Here is a 16,946-nt window from a genome sequence, read left to right as displayed (position 1 = left end):
TCATTACTCTCATGTTTCTGTAATGATACACAGACCAAAACTAAAGCCAACTAAGCTGATGTTTAATGCAATTAGGAAAAATTAATAATGCATTCAGTAAAAAAATTCAAATTAGGTCTAGCACCGTTATCTATACTTTTTACCTGTTTAGGTATGAATGTGGCTGTGTTAGCAGACACGCATATTGACGAAAAGCCGACATTAACACCGTGCTACGTAGAAAACCTCGCAGATAGGTTACTTTGTGGCAGTATTAAACGACCACTCTCAGATGATAAGGCAAATGCTGGCGAAATTGACATTCATTTTGCAATTATTCCAGCAATTAAACAAAGTAACCCCACGGAAGCGGTGCTAGGTTTTGCTGGTGGACCAGGACAATCCGCGATTGAATTGGCTGCAATTTTCAATCGAAATTTGCGTTACGCGCGTGAGAATCGAGATATTTTATTAGTAGATCAACGTGGTACTGGGAAATCGTATAAACTTCAGTGCGAATCAGATGATTTAGTTGCTCAGTTTGCTTTTAATGATATGACAGCAGACCTGAATGGTTTAGGAAAAGAAGATACACTCCGTTGCAAAAGCGAGTTGAATATCGACTTAAGTTACTTTTCTACCCCCATAGCAGCGAAAGACTTTGAAGCGGTTCGTAAAGCATTGGGTTATAAAGGGCTGCACTTGTACGGTGTTTCTTATGGTACGCGTATTGCGCAAGAATATACTCGGCAGTTTCCAGATGCGGTATTAACTAGCACATTAGATGGTGTTGTGCCGATGCAGCAAAGCTTATCAGCGATAGGCAGTGCAATTGACGCATCAATGGCTGCGCTTTTTACTCGTTGTGCATCAGATAAAGCGTGTACGAAACAGTTCCCTAATTTGGATAAGCAGCTTGAGGTGTTGTTAACTAGGCTCGATGAAGCACCGGCAAAGATTACAGTGAGGCATCCTCGTACGCATGAAAAAGTTCAGCTGGTGGTTACAAGACTAAAGCTATTTTCAGCGCTTCGGATGGCACTATATAGCCACAGCACACGTGCTTTGATCCCTTTGACGATAAAACAAGCTTTAGCTGGTGATTATTCACCTTTGGTTGGGTTACTGTCATCATCCGATATGAATGACAGTATGGCACTTGGGATGCATAGCGCTATTGTTTGTGCTGAAGATTGGCCTCGGCTAACCGCCGCGTCAAGACAGCAATATGGACAGAATTATTTTGGCAAACTGATGATTGAAGGACTGGATGTCAGTTGCCCTATTTGGCAGGCTCAAGCTGTTGACGAGCGCTTTTATAAGCCATTAAATAATGATACGCCGACTTTGTTACTCTCTGGAGGAGTCGACCCTGCAACACCACCTAAGTGGGCGGACTTGACGATGGTTGAAATGAAAAATGCGCGCCATTTAATCGCACCGACTGCAACCCATGGCGTGGTATCACAAACATGTGCGGCAAAACTGGTCAGCGAATTTATTAATAAAAAAAGCGCTGAGACATTAGATGCCAGTTGCTTAGAGAAAAATAACACAAAACAATTTTTTATGAATTTAAATGGCGCGATACCGCAAGTAGATGTAAGCAATGATCCTGAGAAAAAAGGAGATAACTCATGATATCAGTCAATAATTTAACGAAGAAAATTGGTTCGGTGAATGCGTTAAACGGTCTGAGCTTTAGCGCCCAAAATGGCAAAATAACAGGGTTGCTAGGGCCAAACGGTGCAGGAAAAACAACCTGTCTTCGTACGGTGTTTGGGTTATTAAAAGCAGATAGCGGTAACACAGAAATTGATGGGATTGATGTTGCTAAAGATCCAATGCAAGCAAAGCAGCAGTTGGGTTTATTCCCAGATCCATGTGGTTTATATGAGCGTTTAACACCTCGTGAATATGTCGAGTTTTTTGCACAACTCAGTGGTATGGATATCGATGGTGCCAAAGAAGCAACAACTGACGTGTTATCGAAGTTGAAAATGGAAGATATTGCAGATAGACGTTGCCAAGGTTTCTCGCAAGGGCAACATATGAAAACTGCACTTGCCCAAGCAATTGTGCATAAGCCCACCAATATTATCTTAGATGAGCCCACTCGAGGACTTGACGTAATGAGCACACGTATATTGCGTGATTTGCTGCAGATGCTAAAAGAGCAGGGGCACTGTGTGCTTTTTTCGAGTCATGTGATGCAAGAAGTAGCGGCTTTATGTGATCACGTTGTGGTGATGGCGAAAGGTAAAGTAGTCGCAGAGGGATCTCCCGAGTCTTTATGTGAACGCACAGGCAAACAAACGTTGGAAGAAGCATTTATAGAACTGATCGGCAGTGATGAAGGAATAGCAGCGTAATGAAGTTACTTACTGTATTGTTTAAAAAAGAAGTGCTGGATGCAGGCCGTGATAAACGCTCAGTGATGGCTGGATTATACTATGCGATAGGCTCGCCTATTTTGATGTGTGTGTTATTTTCGATAATGTTAAAGCAATTTGCATCTCCGGATGAGCTCAAGATCACAATTAGTAACGCAGATGTGGCACCATCCCTCATTCAATATCTAGATGCTAAAGAAATAAAGCATAGTACAGATGAAGATGTTAAAGCTATAACCTTAGAGATCAGCGAGAATTACCGGCAAAAAATGAGTGAAGGGCGCAGTGCCCAAGTGACGATTATTGCGGATAAATCTGATGATAAGTTACGCAAATCGATTGCTCAATTAGAACGGTCACTGATGCAGTACAACAGCGAAATTGCGAGTCTTAGACTATTGTCGAGAGGGATTGACCCAACAGTAATGCGAGCCGTTAATGTGCAGGTGAATGATCAGGCAACTCCAGAGTCAAAAGGGGGGATGTTTCTAGGTATCGCGACCTTGTCTATTGTTCTTACACTGTTTTACGCGGCGATGAATCTTGCGATTGATACCAGTGCAGGTGAAAGAGAGAGAAATTCACTGGCGCTGCTCCTGAGTCATCCGTTGAGTAGTATGCAAATCGTATTGGCCAAGTCAGGCGCAATTGCAACATACTCAATGTTAGGGTTAGCACTCATTCTTGTGGTGTCTAAATTTGCTTACGCCATGGTGCCATGGGAGCAATTAGGGTTCAGTGTAAACCTCGGTATTGATTTTATATTGCTATGTATGGTGATTGGATTACCCATTGCGCTCATGTCTGCCAGTTTACAGGTATTTGTTTCTTTTATGGCTAAGTCATTCAAAGAAGCGCAAACGTATGTAACGATGGTATTGTTTGTGCCAATGGGATTGAGTATGGTAACGACGTATGACATTGGTACTGAGGTTGTTCAGTGGTTACCGATTGCTGCCCAGCAACACGCTATGATTGAGTTTATTAAAGGTAACCCGTTACCGGTGCCACAGCTAGTTATATCTACTATAGTGACTTTGTTACTCTTTGCACTGTTTAGCTGGCTAAGCAGTCGTATGCTAAAAAGTGAGAAGGTGGTATTTGGCTTATAGCTGACTTTATTTGACATAAAATATGAAAAAGCACTGCAATTGCAGTGCTTTTTCATGCTTGGTTATCCACAGAAAAAGTGGATAACTTGTCATTAAGTTGGGGTTGGTTAAGTTATATTGTTAACTTTATCAGCGAGATATTGGGGATTAAGGTTAATCATAGATTATGAGCATAGACCGTTATTCCACCAATCGCTTAAATTTGCTGCAAAGGTTTAAATTATTTTGTTAAATATGGACGCTAACTAATTTTATTAATGGAGTGGTTGAATGATAAAAATTAAGCTGGGTGTTGCTGTTAGTGTACTTTACAGTATAACAACCGGGATGTTGTCTTTTAGTACTACAGCGCTTGAAAAGCGAGAAGTCTACGTTCAAGCTTCGGCTGGTAGCTTCAATGATGCCGCAATAAACCAATTATTTGCGCAGCAGAGTGCTTTAAAAATGCCAGTGAATTTTGCAGGTACGCCCAGTCATACCTTTGAGCAAGCAGATAATACAAATACATGGGCATTTAGTGCTGTTGAAAATTCAACGATTCCAGGAAAGTTGGTGGATGCTACCATAACAGCGGTACAGCAATACCGCATAGTTGATGTCATTGGATTTATAACGACGCCAATTGAGATGTGTGCACTGATGCATATTGATGATGTTAATAATAATAAGGAGATCAGTGTTATTGCATCACACCCAGCAGCACTGAAACAAATTAAAGGGTGGAAAGCCAAGGTAGGTGTACCTGAGCTGGCCGTGCCAAACGGAACATCTGCAGCGGCTGAACGAGTGTCAAAACGGCTATTAGGTATCGGCGGTGTCGCAGTTGGTTCTTGTGTTTTGGTAGAAACGTACCCGAACTTATCTGTCATAGCAAAGGGCATTCAAGACAACAAACACAATGAAACAAGTTTCTTATTGATGAAAGTTAACAAGCGGACTGAGATGATCACCATAAACCAAGCACGGAAAGCGCTAAGTCATGCAATTACCCTAGGTAGAGCACTCTAAGCTGGGTTAGGTATTATCAATTCATGACTCAATCCATGAGTTACACGTAATAAATGGGGCTTAAGCTGTGATTCTGGTAAGATTGAAAATATCTCACAATCGTGTCGATTGTGAAGAACTAATTGAGTGTTCAGGATCTGTTTTGAATAATAATGATGTTTTACGACGTGTACGTTATACCTTTGATTTAAGCGATAGTCAGGTAATAGAAGTGTTTTCCTTGACGGGTGTTAAAGTGACAAATGAACAAGTGAGAAGCTGGCTCAAACAGGACGCTGCAGAGGGTTTTACTGTGTTGGCTGATCTAGAGTTATCGTCGTTTCTCAATGGCTTTATTGATTTGAAGCGCGGTAAACGAGCAGGTGAGCAAGCAAAGCCAGAAAATAGCTTGAATAACAATATGATTTTTCAAAAACTGCGGATTGCACTCAACTTGAAAGCAGAAGATATATTAGACCTTCTGCAATTGGTCGATGTTCAAATGAGTAAACATGAGCTGAGTGCATTTTTTCGTAAACCCGGTAATAAGCATTATCGAGTATGCAAGGATCAGATGCTCCATCACTTTTTACAAGCACTTCAGTGTCAATTTAACCCATCGGTTGACAATGTAGAGTGAATGAACAGCGCAGAGGCGATACACCTCTGCTACTGCAATAAACTTCATAGATATTCAATACCTGATTACAAATCTCCATACTGATGACGCGTTGTGTAGTATGGGTGTGGTTTTGCTCTTAAAGCCGAGGTTATAGGTCCCAAAAAGGTTGAGTCATTGATAAGTCAAATTGATTTAATTTTGTCGTGTGATTTTTTGTAACGGATAGAGTTATTAATTTTTCTTGCGCTGCCTTCCCATATAACAGGTTATGAAATTGGAGCGTGTTTTTCTGATAAGTCACGGGAAACATACCCATAATTATAATGTCTGTAATTTCAACCAGATCACTATTATTTTGATATTTATGAGGGCGTTGTGGTGCAAGCACGATGTTGTGTAAGAGAATCTTTTGCGTATGTGCCATAGTGAATATGGCGTTTTTTATTTGTGCGATCAATGATGAACGATGATTGTTGAACTCAATCAGTGTGACTTTACCGTCTTTATCACTATCCAACCCATCAAATGCTGAAATGGGTAATGACAGGACCATGTACGCCCCCGCATTGTTAAAATTTAATGTTCCATTTTGCGCCACCATTAAGTGGGCCGAGGAAGTTTGAGGTACAAATAGGCCCGTATAGAATATCAATATGGCGAATAAGTTAAAAGGCAGTGGTATATTCATGAGTGGCTCCTTAATCGAATCACTTAAGTGACGCTATTTAATTAACACAGGCGTATTTTATAAAGCGCCTTTAACACAGCGTTGAAAGTATGGGTAACTATCTGTGGCGTAATAGTGATAAATACCATTGGGGAATTCAGGCGTGACACCTTCTCGGCCGTTGCACTCATCTAAATCACCAGAGCCTGCAACGTAAACCCAATCCTCGGCAAATGTACCCAAAGGGTACGTATCAACGGAAGGACGGGTGCTATTTATGTTAGTGATCAGCTCATAACTTCCTTGTAGTGTTTTTAACGACGATGAGCTGTCATTTGCATCTGTGTAACCATATCTTGCGTATATAGGGAAGCCATCAGCAGCCCAGCCAATTAACGTCATGGTGGTTTCATTTCCGCCACGCAGTGCAATAAAACCCTCAGGCATGCCATGGTAGTGATAAGCGCCATTGGGTTGCACATGTGCATTGTTTTGGTCTGTACCAAAGTTAAAGCTCGTTTGACCGAGTGCTTCAATATGCCAACTTCCTGTGTTACCAACCAAACTACAACTATTACCTGAATCATCACAAGAGCCTGCAGTGTTTGCGTCAATTTTTACGCCGTTGAGTACATACCCTGTTGCGCCTTGTGGTCCCCCTAATGTCGTTGCTGTTGCGGTATGTGCTGGGGTTAAGGTATACGCAATGGAAACAGACTGCTCAGTTATTTCATTAGGATTGTTTTGATTTGGAAAAGTACCGACCATATGATCTGGAATACCGTTTGCGACCAGCGTTCGTTGTGTGCCTGTACATGCCCAGTCGGCGTTACTGGAGGTAGACACCGATTCTGAACTATTAAATTCATTGTAATGATAATCACACAAAATGGCGTCTGTTGAGTTGCTGTTTGATGTGCCTGTGTCTGTTGATATTGGGGTTGTAACTGTGGTGTCGGTACTTTGGGTTGCGGTGCTGCTTGCACTAGTAGAAGACGTGTCGCCACTACTGGAACCACACGCAAGCAAAAAGATAGATAGGCTACCTATAATGGCGTTTACGATACTATGTTTGAGCAAGTATGATTTTTTCATGTAATAAAATCCTCTGAAAAATGGGCATATGCAAACAATAGAAATGAAATGTGCAAATAGTATGCAAGGGCATTTAGTGATTGTGGTTTATTTCTATCCAGTAGATAGCTATTTTCACTCGTAATATATTTTGTCTGATTATTGATAGTATTTGTCATATTGGATAAGTGACGGGTGAGTTTGTTTAGTTATCATCATGCTAATTAAATCGAAATGGACGATAGGAACGTACATGCGTATTCACTTTTTGATACATGAATCATTCGAAGGACCTGGCGCTTTTGAACATTGGGCTGTCGATAATAGGTTTCATATAACGCGTACAAAATTTTACGAGGGGGAACGTTTACCTGAGCAGCTTGATTTTGATTTTTTGGTGATTTTAGGCGGACCACAGTCACCAAAAACAAGCGTCAGTGATTGCGCACATTTCAATGTCATTGAAGAAGTGCGTTTTATACGTGAATGTATTGCTTTAAATAAAGCTATTGTGGGTATTTGTTTAGGCGCACAATTGATTGGTGAAGCGCTGGGCGCTAAGTATGAGGTTAGTCCTCACAAAGAAATAGGTTACTTACCAGTCACAATAACAGCGGCAGGTGAAAACAATGTATTATTTGATCATTTCCAATCAACGGAAGTGGTTGGGCATTGGCATAATGATATGCCTGGGTTATTACCAACCTCAAAAATACTGGCGAGTAGCTTGGGGTGTCCGAGGCAAATCGTTGAATATGCAGATCTAATTTACGGTTTTCAGTGTCATTTAGAGTTCACCCAACAATGTGTAGAGTCGCTAATTATCGCGTCCTATGACGAGTCGCTATCGAGCACGCATCAGTGGGTACAAAAAGCAACAGATATACTGACCTTTGACACACAGCATATGAATAATTTACTCAGTGAGTTTTTAGATAAGTTATCATTGAAATACCAACGCACGCATGGTGATTAAATACTCGCAAAACTCAGCGTAATAAAGAAAGGAGTAACGGAAGTGGAAGTACTACTATATATTGCAGCATGTTTACTTATTGCAGTCTCAGGTGCACATTCTTATTTGGGGGAGCGTTACATTTTAAGTCGACTATTCAAACGAGACAATCTCCCTAAGCTTTTTGGGGGCACTGAATTTACCAGACATACATTGCGTTTTGCATGGCATTTAACCTCTATCGCATGGTGCGGTTTTGCTGCCATTTTATTTGTATTGGCGCAGCCTAGCATTACTAAAGCAGCCATAGCGAACATTATAATGGCGACGTTTACTTTACATTTTTTAATGGCTTTGCTTGGTTCAAAAGCAAAGCATCTATCTTGGTTGGTGTTTTTGTTAGTTGCGCTATGTTCAACGCTTGCAGTGCAAATAGGTTAAGTATTTTCAACTACGTGTGAATATCACGAGCTCATAGCTAGTCTTTTTATTGCTTCCTGCAATAAAGAGCGTTTTTTAGCGAATATAATATGGTAGACAACCCTATTTTCAGTCACTTAGTTTGCTTTAAGCCATGTATTTAGAGTAAATTAAGCGCTTATTTGATAAACGCGATTCAATTATAAAAACACCATAAGGATGATGAATGCGCCTCTTTTTATTACTCGTAAGTTTATGTTTTATATTGCTGCAAACTTCGTCAGCAAATGAGCCTCTGCAAAATACGGGTCAAAAACACACTCAGCAATTGAGTGCAATTCAAACAAAAATGGCCGTTTTAGATGAACAGTTAAAACAGCAAAAAGACCATGCCAAAGGGATTAAACAACAACTGGGTGGTGACTTCAAAAAGTTGGAAGAAACACAAACTAATTTAAAAATACAGTTAGCCAACATTAGTAATCAGATCATTCAGCAAGAGAAGGTTTTAAATTTTCAACTTGCTAAGCAGGAACAAAGTCAAAATAAAGAATTGAACGTTTTTGATGGGCGTATATCCGATTTATCTTATGAGTTAAATTTTTACAGTATCCTGATAACGATAATTGCTCTGATTTTAGGTTTTTCTACTTCATTTATTGCCATTTATAAAGCGAAAAGCGAAGCAAACATCGCCTCAAAAAAACATATGTCAGAATGGTTAAAAAACAACAGTGACGAATTAATAGCGCAAGCACAAGTAACATTCCAAGAAATCAATCAAGAGTTAAAAGGCAAGTTTGATAAGTTTGAACGTGATGAAAGTGAGCGGATGCAAAAATTCTCTGAAATCAGACAGGTGAAAGCAAAACTTATCGATTCTTTAAGCTTAGATATACAGAGCTTAACGTATAAAAGTTTCGAACATACCCGTTTGAATGTGGATGACTGGCTTGAGATTGGTACTGAACTTTTCTCTAACAATCAATTTAGCCTTTCTATCATCGCATGGGATGTTATAACCTCAAATATTTTTGAGGAAGTCGATGACTTAACCCTTGCAAGTGCGCTGTCTTATAAATCTACATGTCTTGATAAACTCGCGCAGCCTGAAGCAGAAATTAAAACCTATGATGAACTGATTACTCGATTCATTGACAACGACAATGACACGATACAAAGGCGAGTGGCTTTCGCAATGTTTAATAAAGGCGTGACGCAAGGCCAATTAAATCAGTCTGTAGACGCAATTAAAACCTATGAGGTACTCATTGCTCAATTTAAAGAGTTCGAGAATGAAGCTGTGCAAGAATCTGTTGCTAAAGCTATGTTTAATAAAGGGATTAGGCAAGGTATATTAACCCAGCCAAAAGAAGAAATTAAAACCTACGAGGCACTCATTACTCACTTTATAGAATCAGATAATGAAGCAGTGTTAGAGCAAGTAGCTAATGCAATGTTCAGTAAAGGGATAACACAAGGCCAGTTAGATCAACCAAAAGATGAAATAAAAACCTATGAAGAGTTAATCGCCCACTTTGGTGAATCAGACAACGAAGCCGTGCAAGAGCCGGTGGCTGAAGCAATGTTTAATAAAGGGGTTGTACACGGTGAATTAAACCAGTCAAAAGAAGCAATTAAGGCCTATGAGACATTAATCACTCATTTTGGAGCATCGGATAACGAAGCTGTGCTGGAGCTGGTTGCTAAAGCAATGCTTAACAAAGGGGTTAGGCAAGGTAAATTAAACCAATCAAAAGATGCAATTAAAACTCATGAGATGTTAATAACGCGTTTCATTGCGTCAGACAATGAGACCATGCAAGAGCGAATAGCTAATGCAATGCTTAATAAAGGGGTCACACAAGGCCAGTTAGAACTGCCAAAAGAAGAAATTAAGACCTATGAAGAGTTAATCGCCCACTTTGGTGAATCAGGCAACGAAGCCGTGCAAGAACGAGTGGCTAAAGCAATGCTTTATATAGGGATTTCGCAAGTTCAACTGAACTTACCAGATGATGCAATCAAAACCTATGAGGGGCTCATCAGCCGCTATGGTGATTCACACAACCCAGAAATAACGGTAATAGTGCTACAAGCAAAAAAGCGTTTAGATGAGTTATAACCCAACTAGCGCTATCAATGTAGGGCTTAGTAAGTTTTATGAAAATAAAGTTAAGACAAGCCTATTCTTCAAGTTTAAAGGCACAAGTGATGATGTAAACAGCGAATGTGAGCCGAGAATGTCTGAAGTTATCCACAGATTTTGTGGGGAAGGTGTGCATTAAATAATTTATCTATCTAATAAATAGAGTGTTTACGATGTTATATTAGTACGGGATAATACAGCGATTGCTACACAAGATATATACTACAAACTTAACAATGACACTCACTGTGACATTTAAAAATAAAAAGTATAAAGCTTGTTCTTTGTGTTCTGTTTATAAAGGAGTTTTTATTTAATGTGTGAGCTATTGGGTATGTCTGCGAATGTACCGACAGATATCTGTTTTAGTTTTTCAGGCCTACTAGAGCGCGGTGGTAATACGGGGCCGCATAAAGATGGCTGGGGGATCACGTTTTACGAAGGCAAAGGCTGTCGGACATTTAAAGACCCTGAACCAAGCTGTCAATCTGAAATCGCCAAATTAGTAAAAGCTTACCCAATTAAGAGTGTGTCGGTTATTAGCCATATTCGCCAAGGCAATCGCGGCCGAGTGTGTTTAGAAAACACTCATCCTTTTACCCGTGAGCTATGGGGGAGAGAGATCACCTACGCACACAATGGGCAGTTATCTAATTACACTGATCTGAAACCATCCTTTTATCGCCCTGTGGGTAATACAGACAGTGAATTGGCTTTTTGTTGGCTGCTAGATAAAATTAGAGAGAAGTATCCGAAAAAACCCTCAAATATGGCGGTGGTTTTTCGATATGCGGCTAAGTTGGCGGCGACATTGAAGGACAAAGGTGTATTTAATATGCTACTGACTGATGGAGTATACGTGCTGGCATATTGCACCAATAACCTGCATTGGATCACTCGTAGAGCGCCATTTGGCAAAGCTACTTTGATTGATGCTGATATGGTGGTTGATTTTAAAGAAGAAACCACGCCAAATGATGTAGTGAGTGTAATTGCAACACGGCCACTCACCAATGATGAGCAATGGCAAAAAATGGAGCCCGGAGAGTTTGTGTTATTTAAACTGGGTGAAAAAATATAACGGCTATCATGGCGTATATCTATTTATATCTTTTTAGCTAAGTGTAATTAGAGACAATAAAAATAGATGATACCGCAACTCAGCAAGTTACGGTATCAATGTTGAATCACTTACTTAATGTCGTACTTGGTCATTTGAACTTGAAATTGTTCAATGCCTTTTTTCCCTTTGTACATCTTTACCAACATATAGTCATATTCTGGCGCCAGCCATACCGTTGCTTGACGTTTATCGTTGTCATATAACCTTTTTATTCTGATGGTTTTGACATTGCCTATGGGTAGGGTGATGGTCTCTTCACCCTCAACTTCAAAGTCATAGTTGCGCTGATTGCCTTTTTTATCCACAATTGGGTAACTCAGCTTAGTTTTCCCCGCTTTAATATCACGACGTAGTTGAATTTGATAGGTTTGCGCATCTTGTTGCTCGGTTTGCCACGTAATATCAAGTGGGTACTTCTTTTTGTTTGACGTAATGGTTTTCTTTGTGTGGTCGAAACTGACTGTATATTCTTTATCAGGCCCAGTGCCGCTGCGAGTCATATCATAATGAATGGGCTGGGTGCGGTTATTGTCAAACGTAAACATCGATATTTCTGTGCGTTTATCATTAAAGATCATCCACTTAATATCACTTTGATATTCTAGCTGATATGTATTTCCATCAATTTTACTGAGGTCACGAGTGGCTGATCCTTGGACAGAGCCTTTACGAAGAATTTGGTATTCTGCGTGGTACGGAGTGAGTGTATTTGCAAGTAATGAGCATGAAAAGAAAGCGCTTAACCCGACAAGCCAAGCGCTAATTTTTTTATTCTGGGTACGCTGTGCCTTGAATTGGAAGGGGTTGGTCATCAAAAACGGCATAATCTGCTTCCATTGTTAGTCTGTGTTCGCTGAACCACTTGACCACCAAAGGATAAATAATATGCTCTTGCTCATGAACGCGCTTAGCGAGTGTGTCTGCTGTATCATTGTCTAAGATAGGTACCTTAGCTTGTAATACAACGGGTCCACCGTCTAGCTCTTCCGTTACAAAGTGTACGCTTACACCATGAACATCGTCTTTAGCATCTATTGCTCTTTGATGGGTATTCAGCCCTTGATACTTAGGCAACAAAGAAGGATGAATGTTCAACATTTTTCCCTTAAATTTTTGCACCAAGTGTGGGGTTAGAATACGCATAAATCCAGCTAATACAACTAAATCTGGATTAAAAGAGTCAATTAATGCGGCCAGTTCAACATCATAGTCTTCACGCGATGGATAATCTTTATGGCTCAGAATGCAGGTTTCTACTCCTGCATTTTGAGCACGAACTAATCCGTATGCATCAGCTTTATTGCTGATCACAGCGCAGATCTCGCCATTAATATCGTTGTTTTGGCAAGCATCGATGATGGCTTGTAAATTAGAGCCACTGCCAGAGATCAATACAACTAAGCGAGATGGCGTCATTAGTCTTTACCAGCAACGATTTCTACTTGTTCTTCACCAGCAGTCGCATCTTGAATTTCACCAATATGCCATGCTTGCTCACCTTGTGCGTTAAGTATGTCAAGGCTTGCTGCTAATTTGTCGGCAGGAACCACTAAGATCATACCTACGCCACAGTTAAATGTACGGTACATCTCGTGTGTACTGATGTTGCCGTTTTCTTGTAACCAATTAAAGATTGCAGGCCATTCCCAGCTATCGCCTTTTACTACCGCTTTTGCTGATTCAGGTAACACGCGTGGGATATTTTCCCAAAAGCCACCACCCGTAATATGTGAAAGGGCGTGAACGTCAACATCTTTTAGTAATTCAAGAATTGATTTTACGTAAATACGGGTTGGTTCAAGAAGGTGTTCGCCCAGCGTTTTACCTTCAAATTCGGCATTCGTATCGGCACCAGACACTTCAAGTACTTTACGAATTAAAGAATAACCGTTTGAGTGAGGGCCACTTGAAGCAAGTGCGATTAATTGGTTGCCCGCAGCTACTTTAGTACCATCAATGATTTTAGACTTTTCAACAACACCAGTACAGAAACCAGCCATGTCATAGTCTTCGCCTTCGTACATGCCAGGCATTTCAGCAGTTTCACCGCCGATCAGTGCGCAACCTGACAGTTCACAGCCTTTACCAATACCAGTTACTACATCGGCTGCTGTATCAACATCTAATTTGCCAGTTGCGTAGTAGTCCAAGAAAAATAGGGGTTCAGCACCTTGGACAATCAAATCGTTTACACACATGGCAACAAGGTCGATACCTACAGTGTCATGTTTTTTTAGGTCAATCGCTAGACGAAGCTTAGTGCCAACGCCGTCAGTACCAGCGACTAGTACAGGCTCTTTATAACCAGTAGGAAGTTCGCACAGTGCGCCAAAACCACCGATCCCACCCATTACTTCTGGACGACGAGTTTTTTTCACTACGCCTTTAATGCGCTCAACTAATGCATTACCGGCATCAATATCTACGCCTGCGTCTTTGTAGCTAAGAGACTGTTTTTGATCGCTCACGGGTTTTCCTCAAAAAATTGCTTTATGGATTGCTTAGAAACGCGCGTATTTTACAACAATTGACTAGGGGCGGCTAGCGTAAATATGACAGATCCCACCAGCAAGCGGTTGCACATATTTGTTTTTATTATATTTACTATTAATAACAATGAATTAGCTTGTGAATGCGATTTGGGTGGAGGTGGTAATTTACAAAGTAGGGACATTGACAGGCTGGTTTCATATGTGTCTTATGGCAGACACAGATGAAACCATTTAATTACAGACTAAATAAAATACGTATGGAGAGAGTTAGCGGGTATTTTATTTAGGTGATTATGCTTTAGCCGTGAGTATTGCACGCAAAGGGGCAGGGTAACCTTCGATGGTTTTAGTGTTATCATTAGGATCTAAAAAATCGGCTAATGATTCAGTTTCCATCCAAGGTGTTTGACGCTGTTCATCAAGTGAGGTTACATCGTTATTCACCACATTCACGTCTTTGAAGCCAACACGCTCTAGCCATAGGGTCAGTGCTGCGGTACTTGGAATGAACCAGACATTACGCATTTTAGCGTAGCGATCAGTTGGTACAAGTACCGTATTCACATCCCCTTCGATCACGAGTGTTTCTAATACGAGTTCGCCACCGGGACGTAATTGTGCTTTCAGTTGTGATAAAAAGTCGATCGGAGAGCGTCGGTGATACAGTACACCCATAGAGAATACCGTATCAAAACTTTTCAATGCAGGTAGTTGTTCAACCCCTAATGGCAGTAAATGAACACTTGGATCTGGGTTGAAGTGCTTAATCGCTTGAAATTGTGATAGGAATAAATCTGAAGGATCAATACCCACAACGAAGTTTGCTCCCGCACCACGCATACGCCATAAATGATAGCCAGAACCACAGCCAATATCGAGCACAGTGCGCCCTTGTAACGGACTGATATGTTCAACCAGTCGATCCCATTTCCAATCGCTACGCCATTCGGTATCAATATGAATACCATGAATATTAAAAGGACCTTTTCGCCACGGCATCATTTTCTTTAGCAAATGGGTTAATTGCTTGGTATGGCCGTCTGAGAGCTCGTTGGCTAACCCGAACTCGACTTTATCTGTTACATTGATGTGCTGCGTATTTGATTCAGGCAGATTTTTGAGTACTTTTTCCCACTTGGGCCAGTCCCCGTGCTGCGCTTCTTTTTGCCAATGACTTAATTGAGCTGGAAGTGTTTCTAACCAATGACTCAAAGCGGTTTTCGCAATGGCGGCATAAAAGTCTGTAAACCAAGAATTCATATGGACTCCGTTATTTGATGGCCACGAGTGAGCAAAAGTTAAAGCATTGATACCAAACTTGTGTTTGGCTAAAACCAATATTATGTAATCGCTCAATGTGTTTTGATAGGGGATCTGGGCGCATAACATTTTCTATGGCGGTACGCTTTTGACTTATTTCTAATTCGGAGTAACCGTTGTGACGTTTAAAATCGTGGTGTAAATCAATGAGTAAGTTATCAGTTAAATCATTTTCACCTTTCACTTTTTCACTTAATAATAATACCCCACCAGGTTTCAGGCTAGCATAAATGTGTTTAAGCACAGCTTCACGTTGTTCTTGCGGAATAAACTGTAAGGTAAAATTTAACGCTATTACACTGGCATTTTCCAATGTAAGCTCGGTGATATCACCTAATACCACATTAACCGGCACATCAGATTTAAAGCCTTTTAAATGCAGCTGACAACGCTCAACCATGGCTTTTGAGTTATCGACGGCAATGATTTGGCAATTTTGCTTTTCGATATTACGGCGCATGCTTAACGTAACTGCGCCAAGTGAGCACCCTAAATCATATAGATTCGAATTACTTTGTGCATATTGACCCGCGAGTTTACCCATCGTACTTACGATTGTCGCGTAACCAGGGACTGAACGCTGGATCATATCTGGGAATACTTCAACCACGTTTTCGTCGAAGCTAAAGTCTTTTATTTGTTGCTCGGTGGCATAAATACTGTCTTTGCCAGTCACAATTTATCTCTCTTTCTAAATAATCTCGCTATTTTAGCATTTTATACTGGATAGTCAGTGATAATTTCAGTAGCTTGGCTACTATTAATGATAAGAAGTAAAAAAGAGACTAAAAATGGCGAGAAATAAAGTGATTAGCACAGAAGATATCCTATCCACATTGTGCAACTCGGTGACTGAAGTATTGTCTTCCGCAAGTGGCAATAAAATTGCTTATTCAGCAATGGTTCAAAAAATCACGCGTACGTGTATGCGCCCAGATATAGGCTGTTTTGTGTTGTTTGATGGCGGTTTTACGGGGTTGGTAGTGACTAACTTTACCGCGCAATCGGCAATGGAAATTTATCAAGATTATATGCGTAACATGGGTATGCCTGAAGAAGAAATAGCACATAGTCACTTATCTGATGATGTATCAAATGTGATGGGTGAGTTGATGAACCAAATTGTGGGTGATTTTACAGGTAAAGTGCGTACGCAGCTACACACATCTATCACGCAAAACCAGCCAAAAATGATGGCAATAAATAAACAAGTGCAAATTTCTGTTGATACAACTATGGATAGACCGCAAGCACGTCGCGTGACATTTACCACACAAAACCAAAATATATTTTATTTAGAGCTTGCGATGGATAAAACTGAGTTTATTAAATTACATGATTTTGATATTGCTGAAGCTGCGGACCCAGATGCAATTATTGCTAATCAAGCTGCTGAGAGTAAAAATAAAAAGTCGGCGGCGCCTGAAGAAATAGACAGTGATGATGACTTTATGGCGGAACTTGGGTTATAAAGTGGCTCAAGCCCAGTTGTTTGTAAATGGTTAACAATTGATTTTTAAGGCAATTTTAATAAAGCTGTTTTTTAACACAAAGGTGAGATGCACTTTTTGTTATCGAGCAGCTTTGTCAGTTTAGGGCTTGTCATTCATTGGTGAATGTGAGCTATGTTCTTGGGGCATGTTGGCTTTTTAC

At 40.5% G+C, this 16,946-nt stretch carries 17 protein-coding genes; 10 read left to right on the top strand and 7 right to left on the bottom strand.

All coding sequences use genetic code 11. From position 1 onward, the window contains the following. Nucleotides 1-87: 87 nt before the first annotated feature. From PAUR_RS11520 to PAUR_RS11500, 5 genes are all read left to right on the top strand, one after another. Nucleotides 88-1,620, top strand: coding sequence for an alpha/beta fold hydrolase (locus PAUR_RS11520; protein ID WP_192507886.1), 1,533 nt, complete (start codon nt 88-90; stop codon nt 1,618-1,620). Then, entirely contained in the window at nt 1,617-2,351 is a 735-nt protein-coding gene (locus tag PAUR_RS11515; protein WP_192507885.1) for an ABC transporter ATP-binding protein, read from the top strand. Before PAUR_RS11520 ends, PAUR_RS11515 begins: the two co-directional genes overlap by 4 nt. Continuing rightward, complete coding sequence (locus PAUR_RS11510; protein WP_192507884.1) at nt 2,351-3,484, top strand: ABC transporter permease; 1,134 nt, start codon at nt 2,351-2,353, stop codon at nt 3,482-3,484. The genes PAUR_RS11515 and PAUR_RS11510 overlap by 1 nt, the downstream gene beginning before the upstream one ends. 270 nt (nt 3,485-3,754) lie before the next feature. Then, on the top strand, nt 3,755-4,492 hold the full coding sequence (locus PAUR_RS11505) for a prephenate dehydratase domain-containing protein (RefSeq protein WP_225738342.1): 738 nt from the start codon (nt 3,755-3,757) through the stop codon (nt 4,490-4,492). Nucleotides 4,493-4,634: 142 nt separating this feature from the next. Further along, nucleotides 4,635-5,111 carry a YehS family protein gene (locus PAUR_RS11500; RefSeq protein WP_192507883.1) on the top strand — a complete coding sequence of 159 codons (477 nt, stop codon included), beginning with the start codon at nt 4,635-4,637 and terminating at the stop codon, nt 5,109-5,111. Between the two features lie 130 nt (nt 5,112-5,241). Here the strand turns inward: PAUR_RS11500 and PAUR_RS11495 are convergent, their stop codons facing one another. Next, entirely contained in the window at nt 5,242-5,781 is a 540-nt protein-coding gene (locus tag PAUR_RS11495) for a hypothetical protein (protein WP_192507882.1), read from the bottom strand. A 57-nt stretch (nt 5,782-5,838) separates the two neighbouring features. Further along, nucleotides 5,839-6,855, bottom strand: coding sequence for a YHYH protein (locus PAUR_RS11490; RefSeq protein WP_192507881.1), 1,017 nt, complete (start codon nt 6,853-6,855; stop codon nt 5,839-5,841). Nucleotides 6,856-7,087: 232 nt separating this feature from the next. On the opposite strand from PAUR_RS11490, the gene PAUR_RS11485 reads away from it, so the two are divergent. From PAUR_RS11485 to PAUR_RS11470, 4 genes are all read left to right on the top strand, one after another. After that, nucleotides 7,088-7,810: a glutamine amidotransferase-related protein gene (locus PAUR_RS11485; RefSeq protein ID WP_192507880.1), complete on the top strand. Its 723-nt coding sequence runs from the start codon at nt 7,088-7,090 to the stop codon at nt 7,808-7,810. A 42-nt stretch (nt 7,811-7,852) separates the two neighbouring features. Beyond that, nucleotides 7,853-8,230, top strand: a complete 378-nt coding sequence (locus PAUR_RS11480) for a hypothetical protein (RefSeq protein WP_192507879.1) — start codon at nt 7,853-7,855, stop codon at nt 8,228-8,230. A gap of 205 nt (nt 8,231-8,435) precedes the next feature. Continuing rightward, nucleotides 8,436-10,334: a tetratricopeptide repeat protein gene (locus PAUR_RS11475; RefSeq protein ID WP_192507878.1), complete on the top strand. Its 1,899-nt coding sequence runs from the start codon at nt 8,436-8,438 to the stop codon at nt 10,332-10,334. A 340-nt stretch (nt 10,335-10,674) separates the two neighbouring features. Then, on the top strand, nt 10,675-11,439 hold the full coding sequence (locus PAUR_RS11470) for a class II glutamine amidotransferase (protein WP_192507877.1): 765 nt from the start codon (nt 10,675-10,677) through the stop codon (nt 11,437-11,439). Between the two features lie 110 nt (nt 11,440-11,549). Here PAUR_RS11470 and PAUR_RS11465 read toward each other — a convergent pair whose 3' ends face one another. The 5 genes from PAUR_RS11465 to cmoA all read right to left on the bottom strand — a co-directional run bounded on the left by PAUR_RS11465 (nt 11,550) and on the right by cmoA (nt 15,969). Further along, nucleotides 11,550-12,305 carry a DUF3108 domain-containing protein gene (locus PAUR_RS11465; protein WP_192507876.1) on the bottom strand — a complete coding sequence of 252 codons (756 nt, stop codon included), beginning with the start codon at nt 12,303-12,305 and terminating at the stop codon, nt 11,550-11,552. After that, on the bottom strand, nt 12,250-12,897 hold the full coding sequence (purN, locus tag PAUR_RS11460) for a phosphoribosylglycinamide formyltransferase (RefSeq protein ID WP_192507875.1): 648 nt from the start codon (nt 12,895-12,897) through the stop codon (nt 12,250-12,252). The genes PAUR_RS11465 and purN overlap by 56 nt, the downstream gene beginning before the upstream one ends. Next, entirely contained in the window at nt 12,897-13,949 is a 1,053-nt protein-coding gene (purM, locus tag PAUR_RS11455; protein WP_192507874.1) for a phosphoribosylformylglycinamidine cyclo-ligase, read from the bottom strand. The genes purN and purM overlap by 1 nt, the downstream gene beginning before the upstream one ends. A 315-nt stretch (nt 13,950-14,264) precedes the next feature. Next, nucleotides 14,265-15,233 (bottom strand): tRNA 5-methoxyuridine(34)/uridine 5-oxyacetic acid(34) synthase CmoB, encoded by a 969-nt coding sequence (gene cmoB, locus PAUR_RS11450; protein WP_192507873.1) that lies wholly within the window; start codon nt 15,231-15,233, stop codon nt 14,265-14,267. 10 nt (nt 15,234-15,243) lie between these two features. After that, a complete protein-coding gene (cmoA, locus tag PAUR_RS11445; RefSeq protein WP_192507872.1) occupies nt 15,244-15,969 on the bottom strand; it encodes a carboxy-S-adenosyl-L-methionine synthase CmoA in 726 nt (241 codons plus the stop codon). A gap of 115 nt (nt 15,970-16,084) precedes the next feature. Here cmoA and PAUR_RS11440 point away from each other — a divergent pair, with 115 nt between their 5' ends. Then, nucleotides 16,085-16,765: a DUF3334 family protein gene (locus PAUR_RS11440; RefSeq protein ID WP_192507871.1), complete on the top strand. Its 681-nt coding sequence runs from the start codon at nt 16,085-16,087 to the stop codon at nt 16,763-16,765. Nucleotides 16,766-16,946: the final 181 nt, after the last annotated feature.

This window comes from Pseudoalteromonas aurantia 208 (assembly GCF_014858725.1).
GTDB classification, from domain to species: domain Bacteria; phylum Pseudomonadota; class Gammaproteobacteria; order Enterobacterales; family Alteromonadaceae; genus Pseudoalteromonas; species Pseudoalteromonas aurantia.
The sequence above is the reverse complement of the archived record's forward strand: the minus strand, read 5'-3'. Positions and strand labels throughout refer to the sequence as shown.

What these genes read in the sequence shown, in the direction of transcription:
- purN (WP_192507875.1), bottom strand. Translation starts at nt 12,897, where the DNA reads ATGACGCCATCTCGCTTAGTTGTATTGATCTCTGGCAGTGGCTCTAAT.
- PAUR_RS11520 (WP_192507886.1), top strand. Translation starts at nt 88, where the DNA reads ATGCATTCAGTAAAAAAATTCAAATTAGGTCTAGCACCGTTATCTATA.
- cmoB (WP_192507873.1), bottom strand. Translation starts at nt 15,233, where the DNA reads ATGAATTCTTGGTTTACAGACTTTTATGCCGCCATTGCGAAAACCGCT.
- PAUR_RS11505 (WP_225738342.1), top strand. Translation starts at nt 3,755, where the DNA reads ATGATAAAAATTAAGCTGGGTGTTGCTGTTAGTGTACTTTACAGTATA.
- PAUR_RS11465 (WP_192507876.1), bottom strand. Translation starts at nt 12,305, where the DNA reads ATGCCGTTTTTGATGACCAACCCCTTCCAATTCAAGGCACAGCGTACC.
- PAUR_RS11510 (WP_192507884.1), top strand. Translation starts at nt 2,351, where the DNA reads ATGAAGTTACTTACTGTATTGTTTAAAAAAGAAGTGCTGGATGCAGGC.
- PAUR_RS11475 (WP_192507878.1), top strand. Translation starts at nt 8,436, where the DNA reads ATGCGCCTCTTTTTATTACTCGTAAGTTTATGTTTTATATTGCTGCAA.
- PAUR_RS11470 (WP_192507877.1), top strand. Translation starts at nt 10,675, where the DNA reads ATGTGTGAGCTATTGGGTATGTCTGCGAATGTACCGACAGATATCTGT.
- PAUR_RS11495 (WP_192507882.1), bottom strand. Translation starts at nt 5,781, where the DNA reads ATGAATATACCACTGCCTTTTAACTTATTCGCCATATTGATATTCTAT.
- PAUR_RS11490 (WP_192507881.1), bottom strand. Translation starts at nt 6,855, where the DNA reads ATGAAAAAATCATACTTGCTCAAACATAGTATCGTAAACGCCATTATA.
- PAUR_RS11440 (WP_192507871.1), top strand. Translation starts at nt 16,085, where the DNA reads ATGGCGAGAAATAAAGTGATTAGCACAGAAGATATCCTATCCACATTG.
- PAUR_RS11515 (WP_192507885.1), top strand. Translation starts at nt 1,617, where the DNA reads ATGATATCAGTCAATAATTTAACGAAGAAAATTGGTTCGGTGAATGCG.
- PAUR_RS11485 (WP_192507880.1), top strand. Translation starts at nt 7,088, where the DNA reads ATGCGTATTCACTTTTTGATACATGAATCATTCGAAGGACCTGGCGCT.